Source organism: Actinoallomurus acanthiterrae, assembly GCF_054775715.1.
Genome location: NZ_BAAHCO010000001.1, coordinates 11,863,613 through 11,888,861, shown reverse-complemented (window position 1 = coordinate 11,888,861; position 25,249 = coordinate 11,863,613). Strand labels below are relative to the sequence as shown.

The following is a 25,249-nucleotide window of genomic DNA, read 5'->3' as shown; positions in this document are numbered from 1 at the left end:
CCACACGGCCACGCCCTGTATTTGTCGGATCGAATAAGCGTTAGTTGTAGATGTAAAGCCAGTACATGTTTTGACCGGTTGGCGGGAACTTGCCGTATATGCACTTATACGGGAAGCCTTCACGCTCATACGTCTGACCGTCATCCACGCACTCAGACTTGTGCAGGTAAATACTTCCGGTGAAGTGCCACGCCGCCGCATGGGCGGCTTGAGTGGTCATCCCGGTGAGTGCCATCGAGGCGATTCCTGTACTCGCAAGGATAGTGCGTATGCGCATGGAAGTCCCTTCCGCACATTGTCGATTCTTCAAGATCATCTTACGGCCGGGCTGTGATATCGGCAAGAGCTGGCGCGCGTTTCATAATTGTCGCGGATTGTCCATCGTGACGTTATGTGATCAACTGGTTGACGGGGAGTTGTCATTCATTCGACATTCGGAGCCATACACGCAGTCATCATTCAAGGCGTCGTGTGGCCGGGCTGAAGTGGTCGGAGCCATCCGCGCCAGCGCGGCGCAGCAGAGGCAGTTGACCCATCCGGCGCGCGCCGGCCGCCACAGCAGCGATACGACCGCGCCCCGGGCCATACCGAAGCCCAGGCTGGAGGCATCAGCCCCCACGCCCAGGCCCTGCCCAGATGCGCCTTCGTGACAGATCGTGTAGGGCGGCTGATCGCCGGCTACCCGTCCCATCAACCGAACAACACCAACCCCCGCAAGCGGAAGAAAAGGATGCAGGCATGGTGAGCGTTAGGGACGATCACCGTTCCGGCACCCGATCAGCCGACTCGACGCAGCCCGGCGCATCATCGGCTGATGCCTCGACGGCGGACCTGATCGCTCAGGCCAGCCGGCAGATCAGCGAGCTGGTGCGCGTCAGGAACTGGCGCTGGCCAAGACAGAGCTGGCGCAAAAGGGCAAGAACGCCGACCAGGGCGCGGGCTGTTCGGCGGCGCTGGCGTCATCGCCTTTTACGGCGGCGGAGCGCTGGTCGCCGCCGCCACCGCGGCGTTGGCGCTGGTGTGGCCGGTGTGGGCGGCCGCGCTGGTCGTCGGCATGGTGCTGCTGGCCGCTGGCGCAGTGCTGACCCTGTCCGGCCGTAAGAAGCTGGGCCGGGCGACGCCACCGGCACCGGCTCAGACCGCCGCCTCGGTCCGCGCCGACGTTCAGGAGATCAACGACCACCTTCACGGAAGGCACCCCCGATGAGCCAGAACACCCCCCGCCCGCAGGGCTCTCGGACCCAACCAGCAACAGTGCCAGGGAAAACGAACACGGCCAAGAACACCCCCACGGCTGCCTCCAGCGGCACCACCCCGGCCCAAGGCCAGGGCAAGGGCCAGGGCACGGAGTGGCAGGCGCTGGAGGACCAGATCGCCGCGACCCGCCAGGAGCTGGGGGAGACCGTCGAGGAACTGGCCGCCAAGGCCGACGTGCCCTCCCGCGTCAAAGACAAGGCCGCCCAGCTGCGCGAGCAGGCCACCGGTGCGCCCGCCACGCTGACCCGCACGGCGCGGGATAAGGCGCCGCAGATCCGCGAGCAGGTCACCGGAACGGCCGCCAAGGCCGGCCAGGTGATTCCCGAACCCGCCCGCCGCACGGCCGTGCGCGCCACCGGCCAGACCGCCCAGGCCGCGCGGGAACGTCCCGGCGTGCTGTACGCCGCAACCGGAGCGTGCACGGCGGCCGGACTGTGGCTGTGGCGGCGCGGGAGCAGCTAATGAGCCGATCCGATGCGGTTTCCCGGCCGGTCTCGGCGGTCCTGGGCATGGCCGGGGGCCTGATCGCCGGGGCATTGTTCAAGCAGACCTGGAATCTGGTCTCCGGTCAAGACGATGCCCCGGATGCCGGGAACCTGGAACGAAGCTGGGTCGAGGTGCTGGCCGCGGCCGGGCTGCAAGGCGCGATCACCGGTGGCGTCAAGGCCGCTCTCGACCACGGCTACCTGATAGCACGATGTCTCTCGACAATGGCCACGCCGGACAAGATCACGACCAAAGAGCACCCAGGGAGCACCCACACCCCCTAAACGATCACCGTAAGATCCGCTACGACCAAGGAATCGCAGGTCACAGGCCAGATGAGTGGTAGGGCGCCTCGGACTCGAACCCAGAACCTATGGATTAAAAGTCCACAGCCCTTCGAGGATTCCCTGCTTGGCGCGCTACCGCATCCTATTCCCCAGTACCACTACGTGCCGTTTGGTCCGCGTTCGCCATTTCTCTCGCGGCGTATCAGCCGACGGCGTACCGGATGCTGCCGGGCGGTACCGCGACATACGAGCACCCACGGAGCACCCGCGCCGACGAGCCGCTGCGAAGGTCGAGCATCGGCGTCGATCAGTGGCCTGGACGGGGCCGGGCCGTCCGGCGCAAGGTCATAAATCTCAGGAAGCGGCCTGAACAGGGGGCGGGAGACGGGCATGGACCCTTGTTTCAGGAAGGGCTACGGACCTGATCGGGGGTACGGCTCGCTCGGCCGGTCGTCGCCCCCCGGCCGGTCCTGTTCCTCGGTATCAGGGCGGCCATCGCGATGATCCAGGCCAAGGCGGTGAACCGGCCAAGCGGGATCAGCGGTGCCGACGCCGGTACGAGGAGGGGGACGGTCGACAAGATCGAGATGACCGCGATCACCATGCCGGCGACCGGCAGCCATCTGGGCACTCGGTGGAGGTACCTCGTCGTGATGGCGATCCCGAAGACGAGAACGCCGAGCGCGATGGTGTGTGCTGGGCCTCCGAACAAGAACATCAGGTATTGCAGCGCACGTACCAGCGTCGGCTGGTCGATGACGCTCGGCCGGGAGAGCGACCACTGGATCAGCGCGCTGATCGACAGGAAGAGCGATGCCAGGACGCCGCCGATCCCGCAGATCGCGGGCCCGGGTGCGTTCGGCGCCAGATAATCCAGCCTCGACCATGTGATGGCCGTGAAGATCGCCAGAGCGATGGCGGAGATCAACAGCAGGAATCCGCCGACCTGTGAGGCCGTCGCGCTCGTTGAGAAGTGATGCTGGATGACGGCCGGGCTCGAGAACGGCGATGGCGGGCTTCCTGATCCCAGGAGCGGTCCGGTGACCAGGCTCGCGACGAACAGCGCCACGGACAGAGTAGCCGGGGCGCCCAGCGGTGGCCCGGGGTGCTGGGCTCCCCGGCCCCTCTTGGGGTGGGCTGTGGTGGTCATCGTCGGTGCTTCCTTTTGTTGTTGTCCGGCAGGCGGACGGTGATGTGCGTCCCGCCGAGGGCGCGTCGTCCCTGCGGCGCGTGTGCCGGCCGAGCTCACCACGTCGCGCGCCTGATCAGCGGTCGGTCAGCCGAGAGTGCCTGTCGAAGATGGTCTTGCCCCACGGTTTGAAGATGGACAGAACGACGAGCTGAGGTGGGCGACCGGGCCGTTCATGCAGGCTGTCCCGGGGTGGGGGTGAGGATCTCCATGAGGTGGCCGTTCGGGTCGCGGAAGTACGTGCCTCGGTTGCCGTTCTTACTGGCGTATGTCTGCCCTGCTTGCTTGCAGGCCGGGTCGGCGTAGTAAGTGATGCCCGCGTCCTGGATGCGGGCGAACGCGGTCTCGAATTCTTCTTCGCTGACCAGGAACGCGTAGTGGTGCTCATCGACCTTGTCATAAGCGTCGAAGTCGAGTGTGACGCTGTTGGCCAGCGTGACGGGCGTGAAGTGCGCCACCCGCGGGCCGACCTGGAGTCCGAGGATGCCGGCCAGGAACCGCGCCGAGGCTTCCGGGTCGTGCGCGGGGACGATGGTGTGGTTGAGCTGGATGGACATTAGGTTCCCTCCTTGGCCGGCCGGGTGTGGGTCGGTTGTTCGTGCTGGGTGGGTTGTGGCCGTGGTGCGGGGATGAGGAGGTACACCAGCACGGCCATGGCGGCGAGTAGGCCGGTGGCCCAGGCGGTCGCGGTCGCGTAGCCGCGGACGAGGGCCGCTTGACGCAGGCTCGGGGTGTGGGTGGTGAGGTAGGTGGCGGTGGCGGTGACCGCGAGGGTGTTCAGGATGGCGGTGCCGATGGAGCTGCCGACCTGGGTGGCGGCGTTGATCACGGCGGATGCCACGCCCGCGTCTTGTTGGGTGACGCCGTTGATGGCGAGTTGGAACGCCGGCGGGAACAGCGCGCCCATGCCGGTCCCGATCAGTACCTGGGCGGGCAGGATGGTCGTGAGATACCCGCTGTGCGGGGTCAGTTGGGTCATGAGGGCCAGCCCGGTGGCGGCGATCAGCAGCCCGCCGGCGATCAGGGCCCGCGCCGGGAGGCGCGGCATCAGCCGGTTGCCCAGCTGGTAGCCGCTGAGCGCGTTCGCCAGCGTCATCGGCAGCACGGCCAGCCCGGTGCGGACGGGCGAGTAGTGCAGCACCACCTGCAAGTGGTAGGTCAGCATGAGGAACATGCCGAACGCGCCGACGACGGCGGTGCCGGCGGCGAGGTAGGCGCCGGCGCGGTTGCGGTCGGCGAGGATGCGCAGCGGGAGCAGGGGGCCCGGAATCCGCGCCTGCCGCAGGGCGAACGCGGCCACCATGACCGCCCCGCCCAGCAGCGCGCCGAGGACGAGCGGCTGCGCCCAGCCGTGCATGGCGGCCTGGGTGCATCCGAACACCAGGGCCGCCAGCCCGCCGGTGGCCAGTACGGCCGAGGTGGCGTCGAGGCCGGCGGAGCCGAATCGGGGTGGATCGGGCAGTACGAAGCGGCCGCCGGTCAGCACCGCGCCGGTGATGGCCACGTTGACGAACAGGCACCAGCGCCAGTCGAGGTAGTCGGTGATGATGCCGCCGAGTAGCAGCCCGGCAGCGGCACCGCTGCTGGCCACCGCCCCGTAGATGGCGAAGGCCCGGGTCCGCTCGCGCTGCTGGGTGAACGTGACCGCGAGCAACGACAGGACGGTCGGCGCGATCAGTGCGGCGAATGCCCCTTGCAGGGCGCGTCCGGCGGCCAGGACCGGCAGTGTCGGCGCCAGTCCGGCCAGCAGCGAGGCGAGCCCGAACCCGGCGAGCCCGATCTGGAAGGCTCGGCGCCGGCCAACCGCGTCCGCTACCCGCCCCCCGAACAGCAGCAGGCCGGCGAAGCACACGGTGTAGGCGGTCACCACCCACTGTCGCTGGGCGTCGCTGAATCCCAGCGCCCGCTGGGCTGAGGGCAGCGCGATGTTCACGATCGTGGCGTCCAGCGCAGTCATGAGCTGGGCGGTCGCGATCACGCCGAGCGCGAACCAGCGGCGGTCCGGCCTGCCTGGCCCTCGCGGCCGGGTTTCGCCTGTCGCCTGTACGTCGGTCATCGGCATTCGTCCGCTCATAAGCGAAGGGTTGTCCTCCGCTAAGATAAGCGAAGGGGTCCCCTCCGTCTAGTGGTAGGGTGGCCGAGTCAGGGAGGGGGAGGATGCGAGCCGACGCGCAGCGCAACCACGAGCGGCTGCTGGAGGCGGCGCGGGACGTGTTCGTCGAGCAGGGCCCGGGCGCGTCGCTGGAGGAGATAGCCCGGCGCGCGGAGGTGGGGATCGCCACGCTGTACCGGCGCTTCACCGATCGCGGCACGCTCATGCACGCCGTCGTCCTCCACGCGTTGACCGGCACGATCGAGGCCGTACGGCAGGCTCGGCGGGACCATCCAGATCCGCTCGACGCGCTGGCCGCCTACGTCCACGCCGTCTTGGACCTGCGGACTTCTGCGGTGATCCCGACGCTCCTGGTCACGCTCGATCTGGACGAACCGGAGCTGCAGGTCGCCCGCACCACCTCGGCGCGGCTCGTCGATGAACTGCTGGAGGATGCCCACAAAACGGGCCGGCTCCGCGAGGACGTGGTGTTCGGCGACATCGGTCTGGTGCTCACCCGGTTGTCACGGCCACTGCCCGGGCCGATCCCCGACGAGATCCAAAGCGCCCTCGCCCACCGGCACGCCGACCTCTTCCTCGCGGGCCTACGCGCCGACCGGACCGCGCCACCCCTCGGCGGCCCCGCCCTAAAGCTGGCCGATCTACAAGAACTCCAGCACGACACCTGAGATCGTCACGCGACTGGTGCGGACGGTAAGCGTTGTAGTGCCGGGCGTACTCGGTCAGCACGGTGAGGGCATGCCGTTCGTTGTAGATCAGCATCCGGTTGGTGCACTCGGCCCGTACGGTCCGCTTACGCCCGTGACGGGCCAGCCGGCCAGGTGTCCTGCCTACGGCGCGTCGCGGCCCTGACGGCGTACCGGGTGCTGTCGGGTGGTACCGCGACATACGGGCACCCACGGAGCACCCAGACCGGCCGTTGAGCCTGGATGATTATGCGTCGCACGTTAGGCCGGTGTCGTCCACCAGCACCGGGGCTCACAGCGTGGAGCAGGCGCTCTGCGCTTTCTGTTCTACGACTTTCACCAGGTCGAGCTCCTGGATCTCGGTCAGGTCCTGTTCGACCGCAGCGACGACGCCCGGTCGCGGGCCGCCGGTGCTCGCCACCCCCGACCCGCCCGCGGGTCAGGTGACCCGCGACGATCCTCCTTTGACGACCATCGCCCTATGTCCCGTCATGACGCCTTGGGCCTGGCCGCCGGTCCGGGTCGTCGACCGGGATCCGGCGGACCCCCAGCGCTTTCGCGTGCTCCGCGCCGGCTGAGCCTGTCGTCCAAGGTCCAGCGTCGAATGCGACGCGAACGTGGTCGTGCTTTTCGCAGTTCAGCGGAGGTGGGGGGCTTTCGTCTGATCCTGTGCCCTGTCGCGCCCGGCACTTCACGATCAGCGCCGGTCATCCCCCGGCCGACCTCGCACTAGGACGGATCTAGGACGGCCGACGGACCCGTGTCCGTAGCGTCCCGTGGGGTATGCAGCCCGTTCCCGCGCAACGAAAGGACAGCCCTGACGGGGACGGAGTTCGGGGGATGTACCCCGATGCCCGCCTTACAGCAAGACCTACTGCTGACGCCCGGCCGCTTGCGCCGGCGTCAAACCGTCATCTTCCTCATCTATCAGAAGGAATGCGCACGTGAAACCGAGCAGCCGCACCCTCACCCGTCTCGTCGGCGTGTTTGCGGCGGCCGGGGGAGTCCTCGGCGCGACCGCGGTCACCGCCCCCTTCGCTCAGGCCGCCCCCACGGCCTGCCGGGACTACCCGTACTACTCCAGCTACAAGGGCATCGCCGTCCGGCCGTGCATCAACTACGCCGTGAACGTCGACGGCTCGCACGACGACGCCTGGCGGGCCGAGGCCTGGGTGCTGTCGCCGCAGACCGACATTAGGTTCTACGTGCAGGTGGGGACTTCGCAGACACGGACCTCGCCGATCACCTGGGACGGATCGACCAACAGCCAGGTGGTCGGACCCTCTCCCAACTGGCAGTACATCGCGCCACCGAACGGATTCTTCTTCGTCCCCTCCTCGGTCTGCTACTGGGCCAGGGTATGGGCCACCGACGGCGGCACGACCGTCGTCTGGGACGTGGAAAGCCCTTCCCTCAACTGCTGACGCAGCGCCATCGGACACGGCACGGCCCATGTTCGGCCGGTGTCTGCGCGGTCTGCTGTCCAGGCAATTCCCGCACCACCACCAGGGTCATGCGCCGGCTCGACCAGAACCTCGCCGCCCGATACGACCTCGCCGCGTTGTCGGACACGTTCAATGTCAGCACCCGGACACTGCTGCGGCGCTTCGCGGATGAGACCGGCCAGACCCCGCTGGAGTACCTGCAGTCGTCGCGGGTCCGTCGCGCCCGCCACCTCCTTGAGACCACGGACCGAACCGTCGCCGGCATCCGCACCGCGGTCGGGTACAAGGACTCCGGAACCTTCGCTGCTCTCTTCGCAAAGCACACCGGACGAGGCCCAAGGGACTACCGCGCGACCTTCCGGCGTGGCGCCACGCCGGACGGCGCGAGCATGTGGCCGCGGTAGTCCCTGGGCGAGAGGTCGTAGACGGCGCGGAAGGCCCGGGTAAAGGTGCTGTGATCGTTGAATCCCCAGCGAGCCGCGATCTGATGGACGGGAGTGAACCGCAGCGCGGGATCGGCGAGGTCGCGGCGGGCTCGTTCGAGGCGCTGTCGGCGGATCCAAGCCGAGACAGTGGTGCTGCGCTGCTCGAACAGCCGGTGCAGGTAAGAGACCGAGATGTGATGGGCGGAGGCGATGGACCGCGGCGTCAACTCCGGATCACGCAGGTGCCGCTGGACGAACGCTTCGATGCGCAGCAAGAGGCCGTGCTGGCCGGAGTCGTCCGGGGTCGCGGCGCCGTCGTCGAGATAGTGGGCAAGCGACGCGGTCATCAGGTCGACGGCAATACCGCCCAGCCGGGGAACGTCTATCGCCCGGTAGGAAGCGGAGTCCGCGATCAGGCGGGTGAGGAACTGCGTGAGCAGTGCGCCGACACCGTCCTGTCCGGAGAGGGACACCGCAAGAATGTTGTCGAGTTGACGACTTGGCAGTGGCAGGAGCGCCCGGGGCACTTGCACTCGCACTAGCGACGCCATCCCGCCGTCGCCGACGATTCGTGCCTGAAAAGGGTGCCGGCTGTCGTACAGCGCGAAATCCTGCGTGCCCAGCACGGCTTCACGGCCGAGCTGGCTCATCATGAGCCGTCCATGCATTGGGAACAGCACACAGTACAGATCTGGGTCGCACTCGCGCATCAGCCGAGGTGTCTGCCGCACTTCAGATGGCGAGCAGGTCAGCTCCACCACGTTGATGTCTGCCAGGTCCAGCGTCCGCGCGACGGCGTGGAAGTTCTCCGATTCCGAATGGCGAAACTGCATCGGGTGTGCGCTGTTGAGCTGCAGCTCATCGAAGGCGGCAAAGCGGTCCTGCGGCGGAAGGTCGTCGCTGTGGAAGGCCGTTTCGATCATGAATGTTCGGACTCCGTACCGGACCGTATGGTTCCTCGAACGCGCCACCCGACATCGGCTGTACGCCCTCTACCGGCTCACCGCCGTTCCTCGACGATCTCTGCGTACACGGAGAGCACCTCGACGGTCACGGGGATGAGCAATCAGCCTGCGGCGCGGCGGATGCCGGCTGGACGCGGCGAACCGGTGGCCGTCGACGAGGAGATCGTCGATCCGCATCTCGCCGGCGGTGACGTTCTCGCGGGCCGGAGGCGCGTACGCGATCAGCTGGTCGCGGGTGAGTTCCGCGCCGTCGGTCACCGTCCGGTGGCCATGACCTTCATGCTCTTCCGGCCCTTCGCACGCATGAACGTCTTTGCGGAACACGCAAGCCGTGCTCGCCGCCCTGTTCCTGAGGGTCGGCGCGATGAAGAAGGTCCATGACAGGACAGGGCGAACCGTTTCGATCCACGCCATCGCCGCCGGCTGGGGCTTCCCTCGCGCCGCCGACTTCACCCGCGCCTTCCGTACCGCCTACGGCGCCCCGCCCAGGGACTATCGGCTTCAGGCGCTGAGCCGACAAGTGGACGTATTGCCAAGAAGAGTGGACGCACCGCCAAGGACATAAAGGCAATCCCTCGGCAAGGTAGAAGGCGTCGGGCTCGCCCGAGATTAATGGCTCCATCCGCCATAGACGATAGAGCGTTCCAGCTCCATACAAGTGGCCTGACCTGCAATTTCCGAATGGAACGCCCAGTGATCTTCGCCTTGGGCGTCGCCCCCGCCTGCAACCAGGAGAACGATGAAGCTGTCCTCATGCGCCGCTGCCCTCGCGGCGGCCGTCCTGTTCGCCTCTCTGCCTGGAGCCGCCGAGGCGTCGGCACAGACGATCGACGGCAAGGCCCTTCCGAGCGTGAACATGGAAGCCCTCGTCAAAGCGGCCCAGATCGACCCGCGGCGGTCCGACACCAAGCTGACCCCGGGCGCCAAGGCCAGCGTCCTTCTTGTTGAGCGGGCGCTGCGCGACCGGCACCTGCTCGACAAGAAGTGGGTGGACGGATACTTCGGCACCACAACGATCGCCGCCTACGCGAAATACCAGAAGTCGCTCGGCTACAAGGGCCTCCAGGCCAGCGGCCTGCCGGGCAAAACGTCGCTCGTCAAACTCGGAGCCGGCCGCTTCAAGGTCACCCACGTCATCACCCCGGGTGCCCGCGTGCACGTCGGCAAGTACGTCATCAACACCCGCACGCGCAGCATGCTGAACGAGGCACAGCGGCTGCTCGGCCGCAAACTCGTGCTGGACCAGGGCTCCTACAACCCCGGCGGTGACCCCACCTCCGCCGGCACCCACGACGGCGGCGGCGTCATCGACGTCAACGTCAAAGGGATGAGCTCGGCCACCCGCATCGCGGTCACCCGCGCCCTGCGCCGTGTCGGCTTCGCCGCCTGGGTGCGCAACCCCAAACAAGGCAACTGGCCCTGGCACATCCACGCCACCGCCATCAACGACACCGACCTCTCCTCCCAGGCCCAGAACCAGATCGGTGACTACTACCTCGGCCGCAACGGGCTCGCCAACCGCGGCCCCGACGACGGACCCAAGGTGACCATCCGCACCTGGGAGGAGTACAAGCGCTGACCCACCCGAATCCCAGGCTCCACAAAAAGAAGGAGAACAGTATGAGAACCCTCAACAAGATCCTCACCGTGGCGACCGCCGCAGTGGCGCTCGGCGGGTCGGTGCTCGCTACCGCATCACCCGCTTCGGCGGCGAGCCGCAACGGTAAGTGCGAAAGCGGCGACTTCTGCTACTACTTCAACAGCAACAACAAGGGCTCGGTCTCGGACTTCACTGGCTCGGTGGCCGATTACGGCACCAAGCAGCCCTCATGTTTCGATTTCAAGGGCTCGGGTGCCGGTAAGGGCAAGTGCGTCAAGAACAGCGCCGCCTCGGTCTGGAACCGTAGCAGCAAGACCGTCCGGGTCTACTTCAACAGCAATTATGGCGGCAGGTATCAGGATTTCAAGGCGGGGGCCAAAGGCAACCTGAACTCCGGCCTGAAAAACCAGAACGCCTCACACGAATTCGCCCCCGGCAGCACGTCGAAGTGCTCGACCGCCGGCCTGGGTGACCGGCGAACGTGCGCTCAGGCGGTCGCGTGGGCCAAGTCGCACATAACGCACACGTACCACAGCGACTACGCCAACCGCTGCGACCACGTGGTGGGCCTGGCGTACGGCTTCTCGGCGTCCGGCTCGGCCAGCGCCTACCGTCACTGGCTCGCCGTGCCGTCCCGCTACAAGCACCCGGGCAGCACCAACGTTCCCGCGGGCGGGCTGGCCTTCTTCTCCGGCGGCTACGGCCACGTGATGATCTCGATCGGCGGCGGCAAGTTCGTCTCCAACGACATCGGCGGCAAGGGCACCCTCACCGTCACCACCATCGCCGCCATCAAGAGCAAGTGGGGCAAGCCCTACCTCGGCTGGACCCAGCCCTGGTTCCAGGCCAATCACTGACCGATGGCGCGGCCCCGGCACACCTACCGACCAGGCGCCGGGCCGGCACCGCCAGAAAGGCGGAGGACCCCGATGAAAACGCTCAAGAGAATCCTCCCGGCGATGACGCTTGGCGGAGCGATCGTCGCCACAGAAGAGAAGGACAACAGTGTCGATACGAGCTGGACGGCTGTTCTCGCGGTTCGCCGCGACGACCGCCGCTGCCGTGGTGGCGATCAGTGGGACGGTCCTCGTCAGCGAATCGCCCGCCTCGGCGGCGAGTCGCAACGGCAGGTGTGAGAGCGGCGAGTTCTGCCTCTACTTCAATAGCGGCAACAAGGGCTCGGTGTCGGACTTCACCGGTTCGGTGGCCGACTACGGCACGAAGCAGCCCTCATGTTTCGATTTCAAGGGCTCGGGTGCCGGTAAGGGCAAGTGCGTCAAGAACAGCGCCGCCTCGGTCTGGAACCGTAGCAGCAAGACCGTCCGGGTCTACTTCAACAGCAATTACGGCGGCAGGTACCAGGATTTCAAGCCGGGCGCCAAAGGCAACCTGAACTCCGGCCTGAAAAACCAGAACGCCTCGCACCGGTTCCTGAGTTCCACGCCGCCGACCGGGTGCAAGACCGACGGTACGAACAGCAAACTGCCCACGACGATCCTTGTGTACCGGGTGTCCCTCGGGCGCGTGGACCGGGTGGCGTTCAAGACCTACGTCAAGAACGTCCTGCCCAACGAGTGGGTGTCGAGTTGGCCGAGGGAGTCCCTCCGGGCCGGGGCGATGGCCGTCAAGAGCTTCGGCTGGTACTGGGCGTTGCACTCGGCGAGCAAGACGCCGTCGGGCCAGTGCTACGACGTCACCGACAACACGTCGAGCCAGGTGTACAGGCCCGGCTCCGCGAAGGCGTCGACGAATGCCGCGGTGGACGCGACGTGGAGCACCCGGATGACCCGCAACGGGAAGATCCTGCAGGCCCAGTACTGCTCCACCACGACGGCGTGCAGCGGTTGGGTCAACGGGAACTGGATGTCGCAGTACGGCTCTCGCGACAAGGCCGGAGCGGGCTGGAGCTACTCCAGGATCCTTAAGTACTACTACCGGGGGATCGCCCTCAACTCCTGACCGAGATGATGGAGGTGAGCACCTCCCGACGGGGCCTAATGGAAGCCACCGGGTCGCCCGACGCCGGTCGACCCGGTGCCTGGTAGCCACTGGTGGGTGAGCACTCCTGGCGCCTGGACCGATCGTGAGTCCTGAAGTCAGACCGTGCCCTCGCCGAACGGTCGGGAGATGTGACCGCTGATAGGGGCCTGGAAATGACGGCACCCCGGCGGCCCGGGGGCCGTCGGGGCGGTGTCTGGGGCGCCCTCGGATTTCATGGGCCGATCGTGCGTTCTTGTCGGCGTTGGCCCGGGCGCTGCCGACGGGGCTACGGATGCATCGGCTAGTGACGCCGGGCACCCTGGTGCGATGGCACCAGCGCCTGATCGCCCGCAAGTGGACTTATCCGCGGCGCGGGCCGGGCAGGCCACCGACCGACCCGGCGATCGTGGCGCTGGTGATCCCGAACCAGACCCAGCTCGACGTCCGTATCTGCGATAGGGCGCGGTGGGACGCGGGACATCGGTGAGCTGCACCGCCTCGACCGCGGCGACGACGATGAGGCCGTGCGGATACAGGGCGAGCCACGCCCCCAGCACGAACCGGGATCACGCGGAGGCTGGCTCATACACCACCCGCGTGGACGCGACCCGCCCACCGCGGTCACCGAGTCGGTCACCGCCTAAGGTCATTCTCGCTCTGCGACTTCCCAGCCCCAGGACGGGTGCATCCGGGCTTCAGCTGAGAGCGGCTGCGGTTCAGTTGCGCGAGCTCCCCCAGGCCGAGCTGCTGCGAAAGCATTCGGTAGGGGTACATCTCCGGCGGCGGCGTGTGCGCGGCCAGCCTCATCTGCTCCGCTTCCGTTAGCGTGACGTCCGCCGCTCCGAGCAGGTCCTGGAGTTGGGTGAAGGTGCGGGGGCCGACGATCGGCGCGACGACGCCCTCGACGCCGAGGAGCCAGGCGAGCGCGGCCTGCGCGATCGTCGCACCGTTGTCGCGCGCGATCGCTTCCGCCTCATCGACCACGCGGAAGTTGCGCTCGATCGCGCGGCGGTGGCGCGCCTCCTCGAGAGTGTCCCCGGCGCCGGCCATCCGCGAGCCCACCGGTGGTTCGGATGGTGTCGGCCGCGATTATGGCGGTGGTGTCGTGCACCGTATGGACGAACACTATTTTTTTGACCATGCACCTTGGCGGGCCGCAGGGAGAAGGAGCCCGCCGAAGTTCGGATTAGCCGGCCCATCGGCACAAAGGCGTACCGTGTATTTTTGGGCGAGTACCGATGTGGCCGTGAGAAGAAGATTTTCCGCAAGAGTGGCCCCTGGGCAAGTGCGAGGGCCTCGACCAAAAGGAATATAGGCAGGAGGTGGGTTCGGTGTTGACCAGCGATCAGGTATGAATTCGTCAGGATCGCTCCACCACCGCTCGTCGCGGTGGATGAGGTAAGAACAGATCAGGATCTCTTGCCCCGCTTGCAGAGTGTACGGACCGACCTCTGCTGCACGAGTAACGGTCCGACTCAGGATCCACTGCGGCGGATGCATCCGCAGGACTTCTTTAAAGAACTTGATCACGGATGGTGTGCTCTGGGAGCGCGCCGCCTTGGCCAGGTCCAAGATCGGCGCTTCCCGAGCTATGGATTCGGCCAGCTCGGCATTTTCGGCGAGGCGCATCAGCGTCCACGTCATTGCTGCTCCGGGTGGACCGACGCCCGTGAAAATGATCAGGCGCAGGGCGGCAATCGCATCAGTATCATTGTCCGTCGACAAGAGAACCTGGTCCAAAAGGTCGCGCGGCACCTCACGTGGTGGTTCTGCGCGTCGGCGGGCCACTTGATCCGCAATGAGGTCGTTTAGCGTCTTATTGGCGGACGCCGCTTGTTTGGCTGTTCGTCGGGGAAGCCACCTGACCCGTGGGGCACGGCTTTGTAGCCCCTCCAGTGTCGACTGGAACGCTGCCATGCAGGCACTGGTCACTTCCGTGATCTCCGCGGATCCGGCAGTGCCGCCGATGCAGTATCGAACGATCGCATTTCCGCACACCTCTGTACTGGCGGCGAAAAGATCTTTCGTCTGTCCTTCGTGGTGTTGGAGTTCGGCTTTGATGATTTCGGCAAGGCGTTCAGCCGGCGTGGTTGTTGTGAATTTCGCCGTGCTGCGAGTGGCGAGCCTTCGTCTTCGCATCCAGTCCGGCAGGCCCGCCAACTGCGCTGCCTTGGCTCGAGTGCCGCCGAGTGCTCCGTCATCCAGGTAGAACACATCGTTCGTCTGGCGCAGGACATCGAGTGCTACGGCGGCGTCAAAAACGACGACTGCGTTAGGGGCGAGTCTGACGATATCTCCGTACCTGGCTCTGTTGTTCAGTAGCCATTCAAGTTTGTTTTCTTCATATTCAGAGACCTGGCCGACCAGCCACCGTCCTCGGGGTCCTGGAACGTCTTCTCGTTGCACCCGTCACCTCTCATCGAAGGCCGGGTCGGTCATTGCAAGCACCGACCCGGCCCTCATTGCCTAATGGCATACCTCGTGCAGGTAAACGTTACTTACCCTCGCGCGCCCAAGGCGGCGAATCACTGCCTTAACGTAGAGCTTCAATGCCAACACCCCCCCTCTTGTCATCGAATCCAATAAGGCTCCTGTAGAGGCTGGATGGCCGCACTATTGCGCTCAGTTGTCTTTATGGTTATTCGGGCAACGATGATCATCATAGGTTTGCGATCTGGGCTGTCAAGGGGTGACATCCGTTCCAGGACTGCGGCCACCCGCAGCCGGGTCACCGACCTCGGCCCGTCATCGCCAGAGGCGGGCAGGACTCTTGTGGATCACGCGTTCCGATGATTTGATCATGCCGCCGTGCGCCGTCGAGTTGCGCTGCCAAGAGGTCGTACCTCGGGACGACATCGGCGGGTATCGGCGTCCCGCGAGGAAGGGGCCTGGATGAATGCTGGGCGGAAGTCGATTGTTCTACTCTCCGCACTCATTTGCGGACTTGCGCCGGACGGAGCAGCGACCGCAGGCGTCCGTACGACCACGGTGTCGTGCCCGTCCACGGTTTGTGTGTGGACCGGTGAGAACTACAGCGGCGTACGCCGCACCGTCGCCCTTCCATTGCGCCGCTGCCTGGCGGCACGGGATCTGGGCATCGACTCATTCTCCTCTTCGGTCAGCAACACGACCCTCGATGTGCTGGCCTTTCAGAGCGACGATTGCTCGGGCGGGGCGGTCGACGTGTCCGGGGCATGGCCGAGCATCGATCCGCCCGGCCAGTCACTTTTCCTGACGTTCAGCCCCTGATCCCGGAGGGCGACGGGGCCTTTCGAAGGCCGTCGCCGGCGAGGGTTCAGCGAAACGCCATGTTGATCTGTACTGGCTATTCGTGACGTGTCCGGCCTCCCGAGATTCATCCATGATGTGGTGACGCTCGCGGGAGGTGCGTAGATGACGATCGGCCTGGGCCGTGAGGGGGCCGTTGCGGAGCAATCCGAGCGGCATCTGGTCCCCTTGGCGCACGACTGGTGGCTTTGGCGTATCGCGGCGGTACGCAGCGCCGGTCTGCCCATCGAGATGCTCGACGCCCTCACCGGACCGGATGCGGGGGACATCGACGCCGTCCTCTTGTCCGACGACTTTCGTAGCGCGCTGACCTGGCAGAATCCGGAGCTCATGCGTAACTGGGCCGCGGAGTACGTGGCCACGCTGCGCAAGGGCGAACGCTCGAGGCCGTCGCGGTGGCGTCGCAGGGCAGCGCTGATCGCCCGCTATGCCCAGCGATACTGCGCACGAAATGACACCATCGGGTTCTTCGGCGCGGTGGGGTGGGCCCGGTTCACCTCCACCGGGGCGGATATGGTCTGGCGCGGTGCTGGCGGCATCCGGCGACAGAGTGTTCACCTGGAGGTTTGGGCTGCGGAAGCGATCGCGGATGCCTGGCGTGACCGACCCGATCTCCAGGAGTTCCTGCCCGTACGCCTGGATCCGTCGAGCTCGTTCGACGGGGTCATGCTCCACCGCGCGGTACGCGGCCCAGTGCGACTGGACGGTCTGGACACGGCGCTGTTGTCCGCGCTCGATGGACGGCGCCGCTGCGGCGAGGTGGCCGCAGAGGCGTCCCGAGCACAGCCCGGCAGCATCCGGGATGAGGCACTGAAGGCGCTGCTCGAGCTGGGTGAGAGGGGAATCGTTCAGATCGGGTTTCAGATCCCCTGCGATGAGCGGCCGGAAATGCATCTACGCAGGCACGTGAGTGAGTTGCCGGTTGCTCTCCCCGCCCGTGCCGAACTCGCCGCCGGGCTGGACGCGCTGGACGCGGCCAAGCGGAAGATCACAGAGGCGGGGCCGGACGAGCTGGCCTCGGCCCTCGCGGCTGCCGACGACGTACTCGCGCAACTCACTGGTGCGCCACCGCGGCGGAACCCCGCGGCCGTGGCCCCGAGCTCCGGCCTCAGATACGGCCGGACCACGCATTACCTGGACTGCAGACGTGACCTGGACGTCGAATTCGGCCCGGTCCTTCGCGATCAACTCGCCGCGCCTCTGGCCATCGTCCTGGATTCCGCGCGCTGGCTCGCCGCGGAGATCGGCGCGGCTGCACACCGCGAACTGCGTCAACGATTCGCTACGTTGAGTCGTCGGTCGGATCACGTGACACTTGGCGCACTGCAGTTCGCCTCGGCGGACATCCTGTCCGACGCCGGCGGTTGGACCGCGGAGATCGTCGAAGACTTCCAGCTCCGCTGGAAAGAGATCCTCGAGCTCTCCGGCTCCGGCGAACGCGAAACCGTGGTGCACAGCGACGCGGCCGCACGCCTGGCCAAATCGCTCTTCCCTTCGCTTCCGCTCTGGTGGTCCGCTGCGCGGTACCACAGCCCGGACCTCCTGCTCGCCCGGCGCCCGGACGGCGGGTGGCTGTGGGTACTCGGTGAACTCCACGTCGGGCTGAACACTCTGGAAAGCCGAGTGTTCCTCACCCAGGCGGATTCACCGGAGGAACTGCGCGCCGCCACGGCCGCGGACATGAAGCTAGGCCGGATCGTCCCGGTCTACCCCAACAGTGCTCCAGAGGTCACAGCGCGGACTTATCCGCCGACCGCGCTCGACCCACCGGGTCTCTACCGCTACTGGTCCTACGGCGCCGACCAAGGTCATCCCGAGGGGGCCGCGTCGACGCCATCGGCAGAATTGAGCGTTGTGGAACGCGACGGCGTTCTGCTGGGGCAGCACCGGAAGGGTGGCTGGGAAGCCCCGGTGACGGAGTTCTTCGGAGAATTCCTGACCGCTTTGGTAGTCAATTGTTTCAGGCCGCGGCCCCCGGATCAGCACGTGCCGCGGGTGCGCATCGATGACCTGGTGCTGTGCCGTGAGTCGTGGCGGTTTTCGGCGGCGGACGTGCCGGTGAGCCCCTCGGGCGAAGACCACGCTCGATACCTGGATCTCCGGACGTGGGCCGAGAATCAGGGGATACCGCGGAGGTTCTTCGTGAAGACCGCGGCGGAGCCCAAGCCGATGTACATCGACCTGTGTGCCCCGCTTTTGGTGGACAACCTGGTGCGGGTCGTCCGGCGTGTCCGGGCGGGCGGCGACGCACAGGCGTCGCAGGTCGAATTCACCGAGATGCTGCCCGGACCGGACGAACTCTGGCTCACCGACGCCGCAGGTAGGCGGTATACCTCCGAGTTCCGGGTGGTCGCGGTGGACACACAAGAGACCATGCCGGTGGTCCGTGTACGAGAAAAGGATGACATCGGCCCTGCGGCAAGTCCCTGAAATGGGTGACAGGGCTAGTAAAAAAAACTTTACGTATGCACCGCTTTTGCGGATAGCTCGTTCTCATTCTGTGAGATGAGGGCCGTGGTCGGGGGAGGTGTGTGACGACGTTTTCCGGGGTCAACGGTTTGTATCGGTACAAACGCCTTCTCGTATGCTGAGAAGCATGCCTCGGGCAACCGGTGTCTGCTCCTGATCGAGCGAACGCTTGCCGTGATGATCTTCGATGGCTACATTTAGGTCCGGCGCCAATAGGGTGTTGCGGGTTGACCGGTGTGCGAGTATCGGGAATCTCAGATGATCGCAATCAAAGTCGTAAGCCCTTATCCTCTCCATGCCTTCGGATTGACGAAGTTCTTCGATTCCGTGCCTGGCCTTCATGCCGTAGTGGCCATCAACGGGGTGCCGGCGAAGGGGATGAGTTTTGACCTCGCGGTCGTTGTCGCGGACGGTCAACGAGCCACGCGAGATCTCGTCCGGCAGGAAGCCGAGATTAATCCTGTCCTCGTTTTCGGGAGTTCGTCCGAGCCTGCGGTGATCCAGGATTACTTCAGCTCGGGTGTATTCGGTTACGTGCACTGTTCCGTGCCACTGCAGACGCTCGTGTCGGCTGTCTTCACAGTGGCCTCGCGCGGCCATTTTGTTTCGGTCGAAGAGGTTTCCGTGCCTGTGGCAAAACCTGAGGTGCTCGCGGGGTCCTCGGTGTTGACCGCGCGAGAGAACGAAGTTCTCGCGCATATAGCGGCGGGGCATACGCATGGTCAGGTGGCCCGGATGCTCGGGATCAGCCAGCACACCGTCGACACCTATGTGAAACGTGTCCGGAAGAAGCTGCGGCTCGGGAACAAGGCCGACCTCACCCGCGCCGCGATGGAACACAACTGTCTCCCGACCCCGGCGCCCGCTGTGAGTTATTTCAATTCCCAGGAGCGGGTCGGATAAACGTATGGGAGAAGTCGGTGGGATCTGCCGTGTCCCGGAGGCGAGGCAATGACAGCGATTGAGGATCCGCGCCCGGTGACCCGCGCGTCGATGGCCCGGCTTCAGCTCGGGAACGGCTGGAGCATCTGGGGCTTTTCGGGGCTGCGCGGTGCCGGTTTGCCCGCGCGTCTCGTCCTGGATGGAGCCGCGAGCGCGGAGTCCGCACAGGACGGCGGCACGACCATCGGCCCGCCTGGGCAACAACACGACCGGCTTCTCGCCGCGCTGCGCGAACCGGCCTTCGTGGCGGCGGTGACCTGGCAGAATCCCGACATCGTGCGAAAATGGCTCGGCCGCAAGCATGCCGAAGCGCTTCATGGCCAGGCGACGAAGCTGAAGTCCAGCCACCGCCGCACGCTCGCCGCCTACCTCCAGCGCTACGCCGCGAAGAACGACACGATCGGCTTCTTCGGCCCCACCGGGCTGGCGCGCTGGTCGACCGACGAATGCGGTCTGCAGTACCGTCCCGGCCCCGAGGTCGTCACGCGGCTGCGCGTGCGACTCGAACCGTGGGCGATTCAGCGGCTCGTCGGCACATGGGTGAGCGACCCGGAGCTGCGCTGGCACCTGCCGGTGACGCGCGACCGCAGTGCCGTACTGCGCGGCAACGCTCTGCACCGGCAGGGGGGAACCGTGCTCCTGGACGATGTCGACGCGGCCCTGTTCGCCGGAGCGGACGGACGGCGGTCCGCGGCACGGCTCGTCGAGCGGCTCGGGCTCGACCGGGTCGAGGGCAGCGCCCGGATCGAGCGCCTGAACGCCGACTACGTGCTCGACTGGGGCATTATCACCAGCCTGGACGATCGACCGGAACGCGGGGTGCGTGACGTCCTCGACCGCGTCGAGGACACCGCGGCGCGGCAGCGCATGACCGGCGACCTCGACGCACTCGAACGCGGTTGCGCCGCGCTCGACCGGATTCCCGTCCCCCGCTTCGCCTCCGGCGACGGCGACATCGTGCCGCGGCTGCTGACGGCGCTGGACGATCTCGACGCCTCCTTCGGCGAGCTCACCGCGGGCCGGCCCCGTCGCTCGGTAGCGAAGGACCCCCTCGCACGGGGCAGGCGGATCGTCTACTCCGACAGCACCCGGGACGCCGACGTCCGCATCGGAATGGACCTGTTCCACGAACTGGCCGGGCCGCTGCGGCTGGTGCTCGACAGTGTCCGATGGCTCACCGCGTGCCTGGCCGACCAGGTACGACGCCACCTGGACGGCGAACTCGACCGGCGTGGCGTCGGCGAACTCCCGGCGTTCGATTGCCTGGAGGCCCTGCGACCGACTCTCGAACCCACCGCCGAGGACGGCCTTGGCGGCCTGCTGCGCCGCATGCGGGAATCGTGGGCCGCGGTGCTTGATGTCGGCACCACGGAGCGTCAGGTGCAGCGGAGTGCCGACGAACTCGAGGACGCGGTCGCGTCGGCGTTCCCGGCGCGCGGCTTCGGATGGAGCGCCGCCCGTCACCACTCGCCCGACACCCTGCTCGCCGTCCCGTCCGACGGACGTCCGCCGTACTGGGTCCTGGGCGAGTTGCATGTCGCGATCAACACGCTGGAGAACCGGACCTTCAACGGCGGGGTGCCCGTACGCGACGAACTGCTGGCCGCAGTGGCGGAGGACTACGCGGACGGCCGCGTCCTGCCCGCCTGGCCGCGCTGGTGGCCCACGGTGAACCAGCGCTCGTATCCGCCGACGACGCTGGATCCACCGGGCAAGTACCTCTTCTGGGGCCTGCAACCGGCCGACACCCTGCCAGCCGGCGAGCCGCCCGTTCCCGGTGCGGACATTGTGATCCGGCGGGTCGGCGGGCGCGACACATCCAGCCTGCGCGCCATCTCCTCGGACGGCCGGATGGACGTCGACGCCGTCGAGTTCTTCGGCGAGTTCCTGTCATGGTCGGTGGCCGAACGGTTCGCGCTCCTGCCCGCCGACCGGGACCATCTGCCACGCGTGACCATCGGGCGGTGCGTCATGCAGCGTGAGACCTGGCGCACCACCGCCGCCGAACTCGCCGCCGCCCCGGTCGATACCCTGCGCGCGCTCGGCGTCCCCCGGTACGCGTTCGTCCGGGTGGCCGGCGAGCCGAAACCGTTCCTGATCGACCTCGCGGACGCGCCCCCGGTCCCGTTGCATCAGCAGTTGCGGCGGTCGCTGAATGCCGCGGTGGCCCGTGACCCCGGCACCAGGGTGAGCGTCAGCGAGATGCTTCCGCGAGCCGACGAACTCTGGCTGACCGACGCGGCGGGAGAGCGGTACACCAGCGAGATCCGCTTGGTCGCCGTGGACGGCAGCCCGCATGATCCGATCGGAAGGTGACCATGGCGCCGGCAAATCGGATCACGGTGGCGGACGGCCTGGCCGACCTGGGTGACGCGGCGGGACTGCTCGACCGGCCTGCGAACGGGTTCTATTCGTCGCCGCCATGGCTCGCCGTCTGCTCTGACCTCGGCAATGACCCGCAACGGCACTTCGTCGCCAGAAGTGCGGGGCGCCCGGCGATCACGGTCCCCTTCGCCCTTCCCTCACACGAGCCGAACACCGTGTACCGGCCGGACGTGATGTACCCGTTCCGGCCGCCCGAGCCGTATCTGCTCCTCGGCCAGCGCCGCGGGTACCGTACGCAGTTGGCGGGCGAACCGGACGCGGCGGCGGCCGGGGCCGTCCTCCGCGAGGCCGCCCGGCTCGCCGCCGAGCACGGCAGGCCCTGGGTGTACGCGCTGCATCTGACGTCAGCGGCGGCCGACCTCCTGGCGGCAGGTGCGGCCGGCGACGGTGCTCCAATCGTGCCGCTACTGTCGGCCATGCCCGACTGCTTCCTCCCGGCACCGGGCGACGGCATCGAGGACTACCTCGCCACCGTGGGGTCGTCCCGGCGGGCCAAGTTCGCCGCCGAGAGCCGGCGGGCCCTCCGCGCGCCCGGCATCCGGTTCCGTCCCGGGTGTCTCGCCGACGAGGCGGCGACACTCGCGCCGCTGTTGAAGCACGCGGTCGCGCGCCACGGCTCGCAACGCACCATGGACGACGTGACGGCCGAACTCGGCGCATTGGGCCGCCACGCCGCCGACTTCGAGATGCTCGTGGTGGTCGAGGAGGACGGGCTGCCGGTGGGCTTCGCCCTCTGGTACGAGTGGGGCGGCCGGCTCTGGGGGCGCAACATCGCGCTCGTGGACCGACTCCGCACCACCGCCACCCCCATCCTGTTCCACCTCATGTTCCGGCACGCGCTGGAATTGTGCTACGAGCGCGGACTGGACGGAGTTCACCTCGGTCCGAGCAATCTCGCGGCCAAGCTCCGCCGCGGCGCCCGTCTGGAGCCGCTGTGGCATGTGAGCGTGTGCAACGGCCGGGAAGTGCTGCGTCCCGACGGCGTCCGCCACGCCACCGACGAGGTATTGCGCATTATCGCCGCCGACTGCGGCGAATACGCACCCGCCGAGGAACTCGCGGCAATGCGAGAAAAGGCGCTCGGATATGCTGCGGCAATCGCCGCGGCCGGAGAATTCCGGTAGGCTGCGAGGGTGGCTTTCGCGCACGGTTCAGAAATGGTGGACGCGCCCGCCATCGAGGTACGGGACCTACGCCGAGTTTATTCCGGCCAAGGCAGGCGCGAGTCGAAAAAGCCGCCACGGGTCGCGCTGGACGGCATCTCGCTGTCCGTCCGTCGAGGCGAGGTGCACGGCATCCTCGGGCCGAACGGGGCCGGCAAGACCACGCTGGTGAAAATCCTGTCGACGGCCCTGTTGCCGACCTCCGGCACGGCGCGCGTGCTCGGTCACGACGTCGTCGCCGATGCGGCGCGGGTCCGCGCCCGGATCGGGGTCGCGCTCGGCGGCGAGCGCGGATTCCATGTTTTCCTCACCGCCCAGCAGACCCTGCGTTTCTGGGCGGCGATGCTCGGCATTCCGCGGGCCGACGTCAAGGACCGATGCGACGCCGTGCTGGCGCGTTTCGCCCTGCTGGACCGCGCCGATTCACCCGTGCGCACTTTCTCGCGCGGAATGCGGCAGCGGCTGCACCTCGCTCGCGCGTTGCTGCCCGATCCCGACGTGCTCTTCCTCGACGAACCGACCGACGGCGTCGATCCCGCCGCGCGGCGCGACTTCCGCGCGCTGGTGGCCGAACTGTCCGCCGAGGGGAAGACGATCGTCGTCACCACCCACGACACCTCCGAGGCCGAGCAGATCTGCGACCGCGTCACGCTCATGGACCGCGGGCGTATCCTCGTCACCGACTCTCCGGCGGCGCTGTCGTCCCTGATCGCCGAGGTCCTTCAGGTGGACGTGGACGACGCGACCGACGCCGCGCTCGACGCGGTGTCGCGGCTGAACGGGGTGGCCGAGGTCAACCGCGACGCCGGCGGTTGCGCGCATATCCGGCTGACCGGAGCGGACACGATCCGGCCGGTGATCGAGACGCTGCTCGCACACGGCGCCGTTCGGGTACGAACGGTCGCCGTCCCGCTGGAGTCGGTGTACCTGCACCTGACCGAGCGAAGGATGCTGGACGCGTGATCCGCGGCTACCTCGCCGGGTTCTCCTACCAGCTCCGCATCTTCCTGGCCCGGCCGAGCGAGGTCGGCGTGCTGGTCGCCATCCCGTTCACCACCGCGGTGTTCCTCACGGTCGTCGCGGTGGCCGACCGCCACGACCTGGTCGGCGCCGCGCTCCTCGCCCCGGCCCTGTCCGGTCTGTGGTCGGTGACGCTCACCCTCGGCGGGATGTCCCTCGCCGGTGACAAGGGCGTCGGGATGCTCGAGCTGCTGCTCGCCGCACCAGCGTCCTTCTCGGGATACCTGTGGGGCCGGCTGACGATGTCGACACTCATCGGCCTGCTCGCCTACGGCGAAGCCTGGGGCGTCGGGATCGTCGTGTTCCAGGCGCGCCCGACGGTTTACCACCCGATGTGGTTCGCCGCGGCGCTTTTCGCCACCGCGCTGGGGAGCGTCTCTGCCGGGGCGGTCGTCGCCGCGGTCATCGGCCTCTCACGCAACGCGGCGACGCTGCCCAATTACATGAACTATCCGCTGTTCGTCCTCGCGGGATTCTTCACGCCGGTGTCCCTTTTGCCGTTCTGGCTTCGGCCGCTGTCGCGGTGCGTGTACCTGTCGTGGGGGGCCGACCTCACGCGCGGGAGCCTGAGGCCCGGGCCGCTGTCGTCCGCGGGCCCGCAACTGCTCGCCGAACTGGGGCTGGATCTCGTCATGTTCCCCCTCAGCGCACTGCTGCTCGCCCGCATCCTGCGCAATCTCCGGACCACAGGGCGGTTGAGCACATGAGCGTCCACCGCATCTTCCATCCGAATGCGCTCGCCGTCGTCGCCGCGTCGGCCCGGTCGGGATACGAGGAGTTCGCCGAGACGTTCCAGCTGCGGGTCTGGCTCACGGGATGGGTCGTCCGCCTCGCCTTCCAGGTTCTGTTCTTCAGCCTCGTCGGCAAATACGTCGAGGGACAGCGGCTGGTCGACTTCATGCTCATCGGCAACGTGCTCGGCGTCATCGCGCTGGAGGGTTCCGTGATCGCGAATACGGCGGCCACGGAACGTTATCTCGGCGTGCTGGGGCTGCTCGTCGGCACTCCCGGCAACCACGTGCTCTGTCTGTTCAGCCGGCCGATGATGCGCATCGTCATGGCGACATGCAGTTCGACCCTGGTCTTTCTCGCGTTGATCCTCACCCTGCGGGTGCCCGTGCCGTGGCCCAGTTCGCTGGCCATCTTCCCCGTGCTCGTCATCGTGTCGATGACCGCGTACTGCTACGGCTGTTTTGTCGCGACCATGGTGTACCGCTTCTCCTTCCTCGAGACCGGGGCGGTGAGCCTCGGCTACCTGTCGGTGATCGTCTTCGCGGGCGTCAACGTCCCCATCTCGTTCTGGCCCCGGCCGGTGCGGGTGGTGAGCGACTGCCTGCCGATCACACATGGCCTGCACGCCGTGCGCGAGATCGTCGCCAGAGGCTCCTGGACCACGGTGTTCCTGCAGGTCGGCCTGGAACTGCTGACGGGCGCCGCCTGGTTCGCCGTCGCGTACGTCCTGCTCGCCCGCTGGATCGATCGCGATCGCCACGCGGGCCGGCTCGATCTGGGCTGAGGGCCCGCGAGGCCATCGAACGCCCGATCCACT

Annotated in this window: 26 protein-coding genes and 1 pseudogene; 18 read left to right on the top strand and 9 right to left on the bottom strand. The window is 67.1% G+C overall.

Annotated features, from left to right (window positions below):
• Positions 1 to 940 precede the first annotated feature (940 nt).
• From ACYVF7_RS55965 to ACYVF7_RS55955, 3 genes are read left to right on the top strand one after another with little or no spacing between them, the layout of a single operon-like run.
• Positions 941 to 1,207, top strand: coding sequence for a phage holin family protein (locus ACYVF7_RS55965; RefSeq protein ID WP_460358598.1), 267 nt, complete (start codon positions 941 to 943; stop codon positions 1,205 to 1,207).
• Positions 1,208 to 1,254: 47 nt separating this feature from the next.
• Complete coding sequence (locus ACYVF7_RS55960) at positions 1,255 to 1,719, top strand: DUF3618 domain-containing protein (RefSeq protein WP_460356273.1); 465 nt, start codon at positions 1,255 to 1,257, stop codon at positions 1,717 to 1,719.
• Positions 1,719 to 2,027, top strand: a complete 309-nt coding sequence (locus ACYVF7_RS55955; protein ID WP_460356271.1) for a DUF4235 domain-containing protein — start codon at positions 1,719 to 1,721, stop codon at positions 2,025 to 2,027. Before ACYVF7_RS55960 ends, ACYVF7_RS55955 begins: the two co-directional genes overlap by 1 nt.
• A 406-nt stretch (positions 2,028 to 2,433) precedes the next feature.
• On the opposite strand, the gene ACYVF7_RS55950 is transcribed toward ACYVF7_RS55955, so the two are convergent.
• The 3 genes from ACYVF7_RS55950 to ACYVF7_RS55940 form a co-directional block, all read right to left on the bottom strand.
• Positions 2,434 to 3,180 carry a hypothetical protein gene (locus ACYVF7_RS55950; RefSeq protein WP_460356268.1) on the bottom strand — a complete coding sequence of 249 codons (747 nt, stop codon included), beginning with the start codon at positions 3,178 to 3,180 and terminating at the stop codon, positions 2,434 to 2,436.
• 212 nt (positions 3,181 to 3,392) lie between these two features.
• Positions 3,393 to 3,776 carry a VOC family protein gene (locus ACYVF7_RS55945; RefSeq protein WP_460356265.1) on the bottom strand — a complete coding sequence of 128 codons (384 nt, stop codon included), beginning with the start codon at positions 3,774 to 3,776 and terminating at the stop codon, positions 3,393 to 3,395.
• Positions 3,776 to 5,275 (bottom strand): MFS transporter, encoded by a 1,500-nt coding sequence (locus ACYVF7_RS55940; RefSeq protein ID WP_460356262.1) that lies wholly within the window; start codon positions 5,273 to 5,275, stop codon positions 3,776 to 3,778. Before ACYVF7_RS55940 ends, ACYVF7_RS55945 begins: the two co-directional genes overlap by 1 nt.
• Before the next feature lie 101 nt (positions 5,276 to 5,376).
• Between ACYVF7_RS55940 and ACYVF7_RS55935 the strand changes: the two genes are divergently transcribed.
• Positions 5,377 to 6,000 (top strand): TetR/AcrR family transcriptional regulator, encoded by a 624-nt coding sequence (locus ACYVF7_RS55935; protein WP_460356259.1) that lies wholly within the window; start codon positions 5,377 to 5,379, stop codon positions 5,998 to 6,000.
• A 22-nt stretch (positions 6,001 to 6,022) separates the two neighbouring features.
• Here ACYVF7_RS55935 and ACYVF7_RS55930 read toward each other — a convergent pair.
• Both ACYVF7_RS55930 and ACYVF7_RS55925 read right to left on the bottom strand, forming a co-directional pair.
• Positions 6,023 to 6,220, bottom strand: a pseudogene (locus ACYVF7_RS55930) (hypothetical protein); the annotation flags it as partial.
• A gap of 90 nt (positions 6,221 to 6,310) precedes the next feature.
• Entirely contained in the window at positions 6,311 to 6,439 is a 129-nt protein-coding gene (locus tag ACYVF7_RS55925; RefSeq protein ID WP_460356257.1) for a hypothetical protein, read from the bottom strand.
• A 523-nt stretch (positions 6,440 to 6,962) separates the two neighbouring features.
• Between ACYVF7_RS55925 and ACYVF7_RS55920 the strand changes: the two genes are divergently transcribed.
• A complete protein-coding gene (locus ACYVF7_RS55920; RefSeq protein ID WP_460356255.1) occupies positions 6,963 to 7,442 on the top strand; it encodes a hypothetical protein in 480 nt (159 codons plus the stop codon).
• A gap of 89 nt (positions 7,443 to 7,531) precedes the next feature.
• Positions 7,532 to 7,867 (top strand): helix-turn-helix domain-containing protein, encoded by a 336-nt coding sequence (locus ACYVF7_RS55915; RefSeq protein ID WP_460356253.1) that lies wholly within the window; start codon positions 7,532 to 7,534, stop codon positions 7,865 to 7,867.
• Here the strand turns inward: ACYVF7_RS55915 and ACYVF7_RS55910 are convergent.
• A complete protein-coding gene (locus ACYVF7_RS55910; RefSeq protein ID WP_460356250.1) occupies positions 7,807 to 8,811 on the bottom strand; it encodes a helix-turn-helix domain-containing protein in 1,005 nt (334 codons plus the stop codon). The two genes, ACYVF7_RS55915 and ACYVF7_RS55910, sit on opposite strands and share 61 nt — an antisense overlap.
• Positions 8,812 to 8,880: 69 nt before the next feature.
• The gene (locus tag ACYVF7_RS55905) at positions 8,881 to 9,306 is read right to left on the bottom strand and encodes a hypothetical protein (protein WP_460356248.1); all 426 of its coding nucleotides are present in this window, start codon (positions 9,304 to 9,306) and stop codon (positions 8,881 to 8,883) included.
• 286 nt (positions 9,307 to 9,592) lie between these two features.
• On the opposite strand from ACYVF7_RS55905, the gene ACYVF7_RS55900 reads away from it, so the two are divergent.
• The 4 genes from ACYVF7_RS55900 to ACYVF7_RS55885 all read left to right on the top strand — a co-directional run bounded on the left by ACYVF7_RS55900 (position 9,593) and on the right by ACYVF7_RS55885 (position 12,920).
• Positions 9,593 to 10,432: a peptidoglycan-binding domain-containing protein gene (locus tag ACYVF7_RS55900; RefSeq protein WP_460356246.1), complete on the top strand. Its 840-nt coding sequence runs from the start codon at positions 9,593 to 9,595 to the stop codon at positions 10,430 to 10,432.
• Positions 10,433 to 10,473: 41 nt separating this feature from the next.
• Entirely contained in the window at positions 10,474 to 11,310 is an 837-nt protein-coding gene (locus ACYVF7_RS55895) for a peptidase inhibitor family I36 protein (RefSeq protein ID WP_460356245.1), read from the top strand.
• A gap of 148 nt (positions 11,311 to 11,458) precedes the next feature.
• Positions 11,459 to 12,412 carry a peptidase inhibitor family I36 protein gene (locus ACYVF7_RS55890; RefSeq protein WP_460356242.1) on the top strand — a complete coding sequence of 318 codons (954 nt, stop codon included), beginning with the start codon at positions 11,459 to 11,461 and terminating at the stop codon, positions 12,410 to 12,412.
• Positions 12,413 to 12,725: 313 nt separating this feature from the next.
• Positions 12,726 to 12,920 (top strand): hypothetical protein, encoded by a 195-nt coding sequence (locus ACYVF7_RS55885; protein WP_460356239.1) that lies wholly within the window; start codon positions 12,726 to 12,728, stop codon positions 12,918 to 12,920.
• A gap of 146 nt (positions 12,921 to 13,066) precedes the next feature.
• On the opposite strand, the gene ACYVF7_RS55880 is transcribed toward ACYVF7_RS55885, so the two are convergent.
• Positions 13,067 to 13,495 (bottom strand): aldo/keto reductase, encoded by a 429-nt coding sequence (locus ACYVF7_RS55880; RefSeq protein WP_460356236.1) that lies wholly within the window; start codon positions 13,493 to 13,495, stop codon positions 13,067 to 13,069.
• A 63-nt stretch (positions 13,496 to 13,558) separates the two neighbouring features.
• Positions 13,559 to 14,839, bottom strand: coding sequence for a cytochrome P450 (locus ACYVF7_RS55875; RefSeq protein ID WP_460356234.1), 1,281 nt, complete (start codon positions 14,837 to 14,839; stop codon positions 13,559 to 13,561).
• A gap of 606 nt (positions 14,840 to 15,445) precedes the next feature.
• Here ACYVF7_RS55875 and ACYVF7_RS55870 point away from each other — a divergent pair.
• From ACYVF7_RS55870 to ACYVF7_RS55835, 8 genes are all read left to right on the top strand, one after another.
• The gene (locus ACYVF7_RS55870) at positions 15,446 to 15,682 is read left to right on the top strand and encodes a hypothetical protein (RefSeq protein ID WP_460356231.1); all 237 of its coding nucleotides are present in this window, start codon (positions 15,446 to 15,448) and stop codon (positions 15,680 to 15,682) included.
• 144 nt (positions 15,683 to 15,826) lie between these two features.
• Entirely contained in the window at positions 15,827 to 18,151 is a 2,325-nt protein-coding gene (locus ACYVF7_RS55865; RefSeq protein ID WP_460356229.1) for a lantibiotic dehydratase, read from the top strand.
• 297 nt (positions 18,152 to 18,448) lie between these two features.
• Positions 18,449 to 19,093, top strand: coding sequence for a helix-turn-helix transcriptional regulator (locus ACYVF7_RS55860; protein ID WP_460356226.1), 645 nt, complete (start codon positions 18,449 to 18,451; stop codon positions 19,091 to 19,093).
• Between the two features lie 48 nt (positions 19,094 to 19,141).
• Positions 19,142 to 21,448, top strand: a complete 2,307-nt coding sequence (locus tag ACYVF7_RS55855) for a lantibiotic dehydratase (protein WP_460356224.1) — start codon at positions 19,142 to 19,144, stop codon at positions 21,446 to 21,448.
• Positions 21,449 to 21,450: 2 nt separating this feature from the next.
• A complete protein-coding gene (locus tag ACYVF7_RS55850; protein WP_460356221.1) occupies positions 21,451 to 22,641 on the top strand; it encodes a GNAT family N-acetyltransferase in 1,191 nt (396 codons plus the stop codon).
• 33 nt (positions 22,642 to 22,674) lie between these two features.
• Positions 22,675 to 23,643 carry an ABC transporter ATP-binding protein gene (locus ACYVF7_RS55845; RefSeq protein ID WP_460356219.1) on the top strand — a complete coding sequence of 323 codons (969 nt, stop codon included), beginning with the start codon at positions 22,675 to 22,677 and terminating at the stop codon, positions 23,641 to 23,643.
• Entirely contained in the window at positions 23,640 to 24,407 is a 768-nt protein-coding gene (locus tag ACYVF7_RS55840; RefSeq protein WP_460356216.1) for an ABC transporter permease, read from the top strand. Before ACYVF7_RS55845 ends, ACYVF7_RS55840 begins: the two co-directional genes overlap by 4 nt.
• Complete coding sequence (locus ACYVF7_RS55835) at positions 24,404 to 25,216, top strand: ABC transporter permease (protein ID WP_460356213.1); 813 nt, start codon at positions 24,404 to 24,406, stop codon at positions 25,214 to 25,216. The genes ACYVF7_RS55840 and ACYVF7_RS55835 overlap by 4 nt, the downstream gene beginning before the upstream one ends.
• Positions 25,217 to 25,249: the final 33 nt, after the last annotated feature.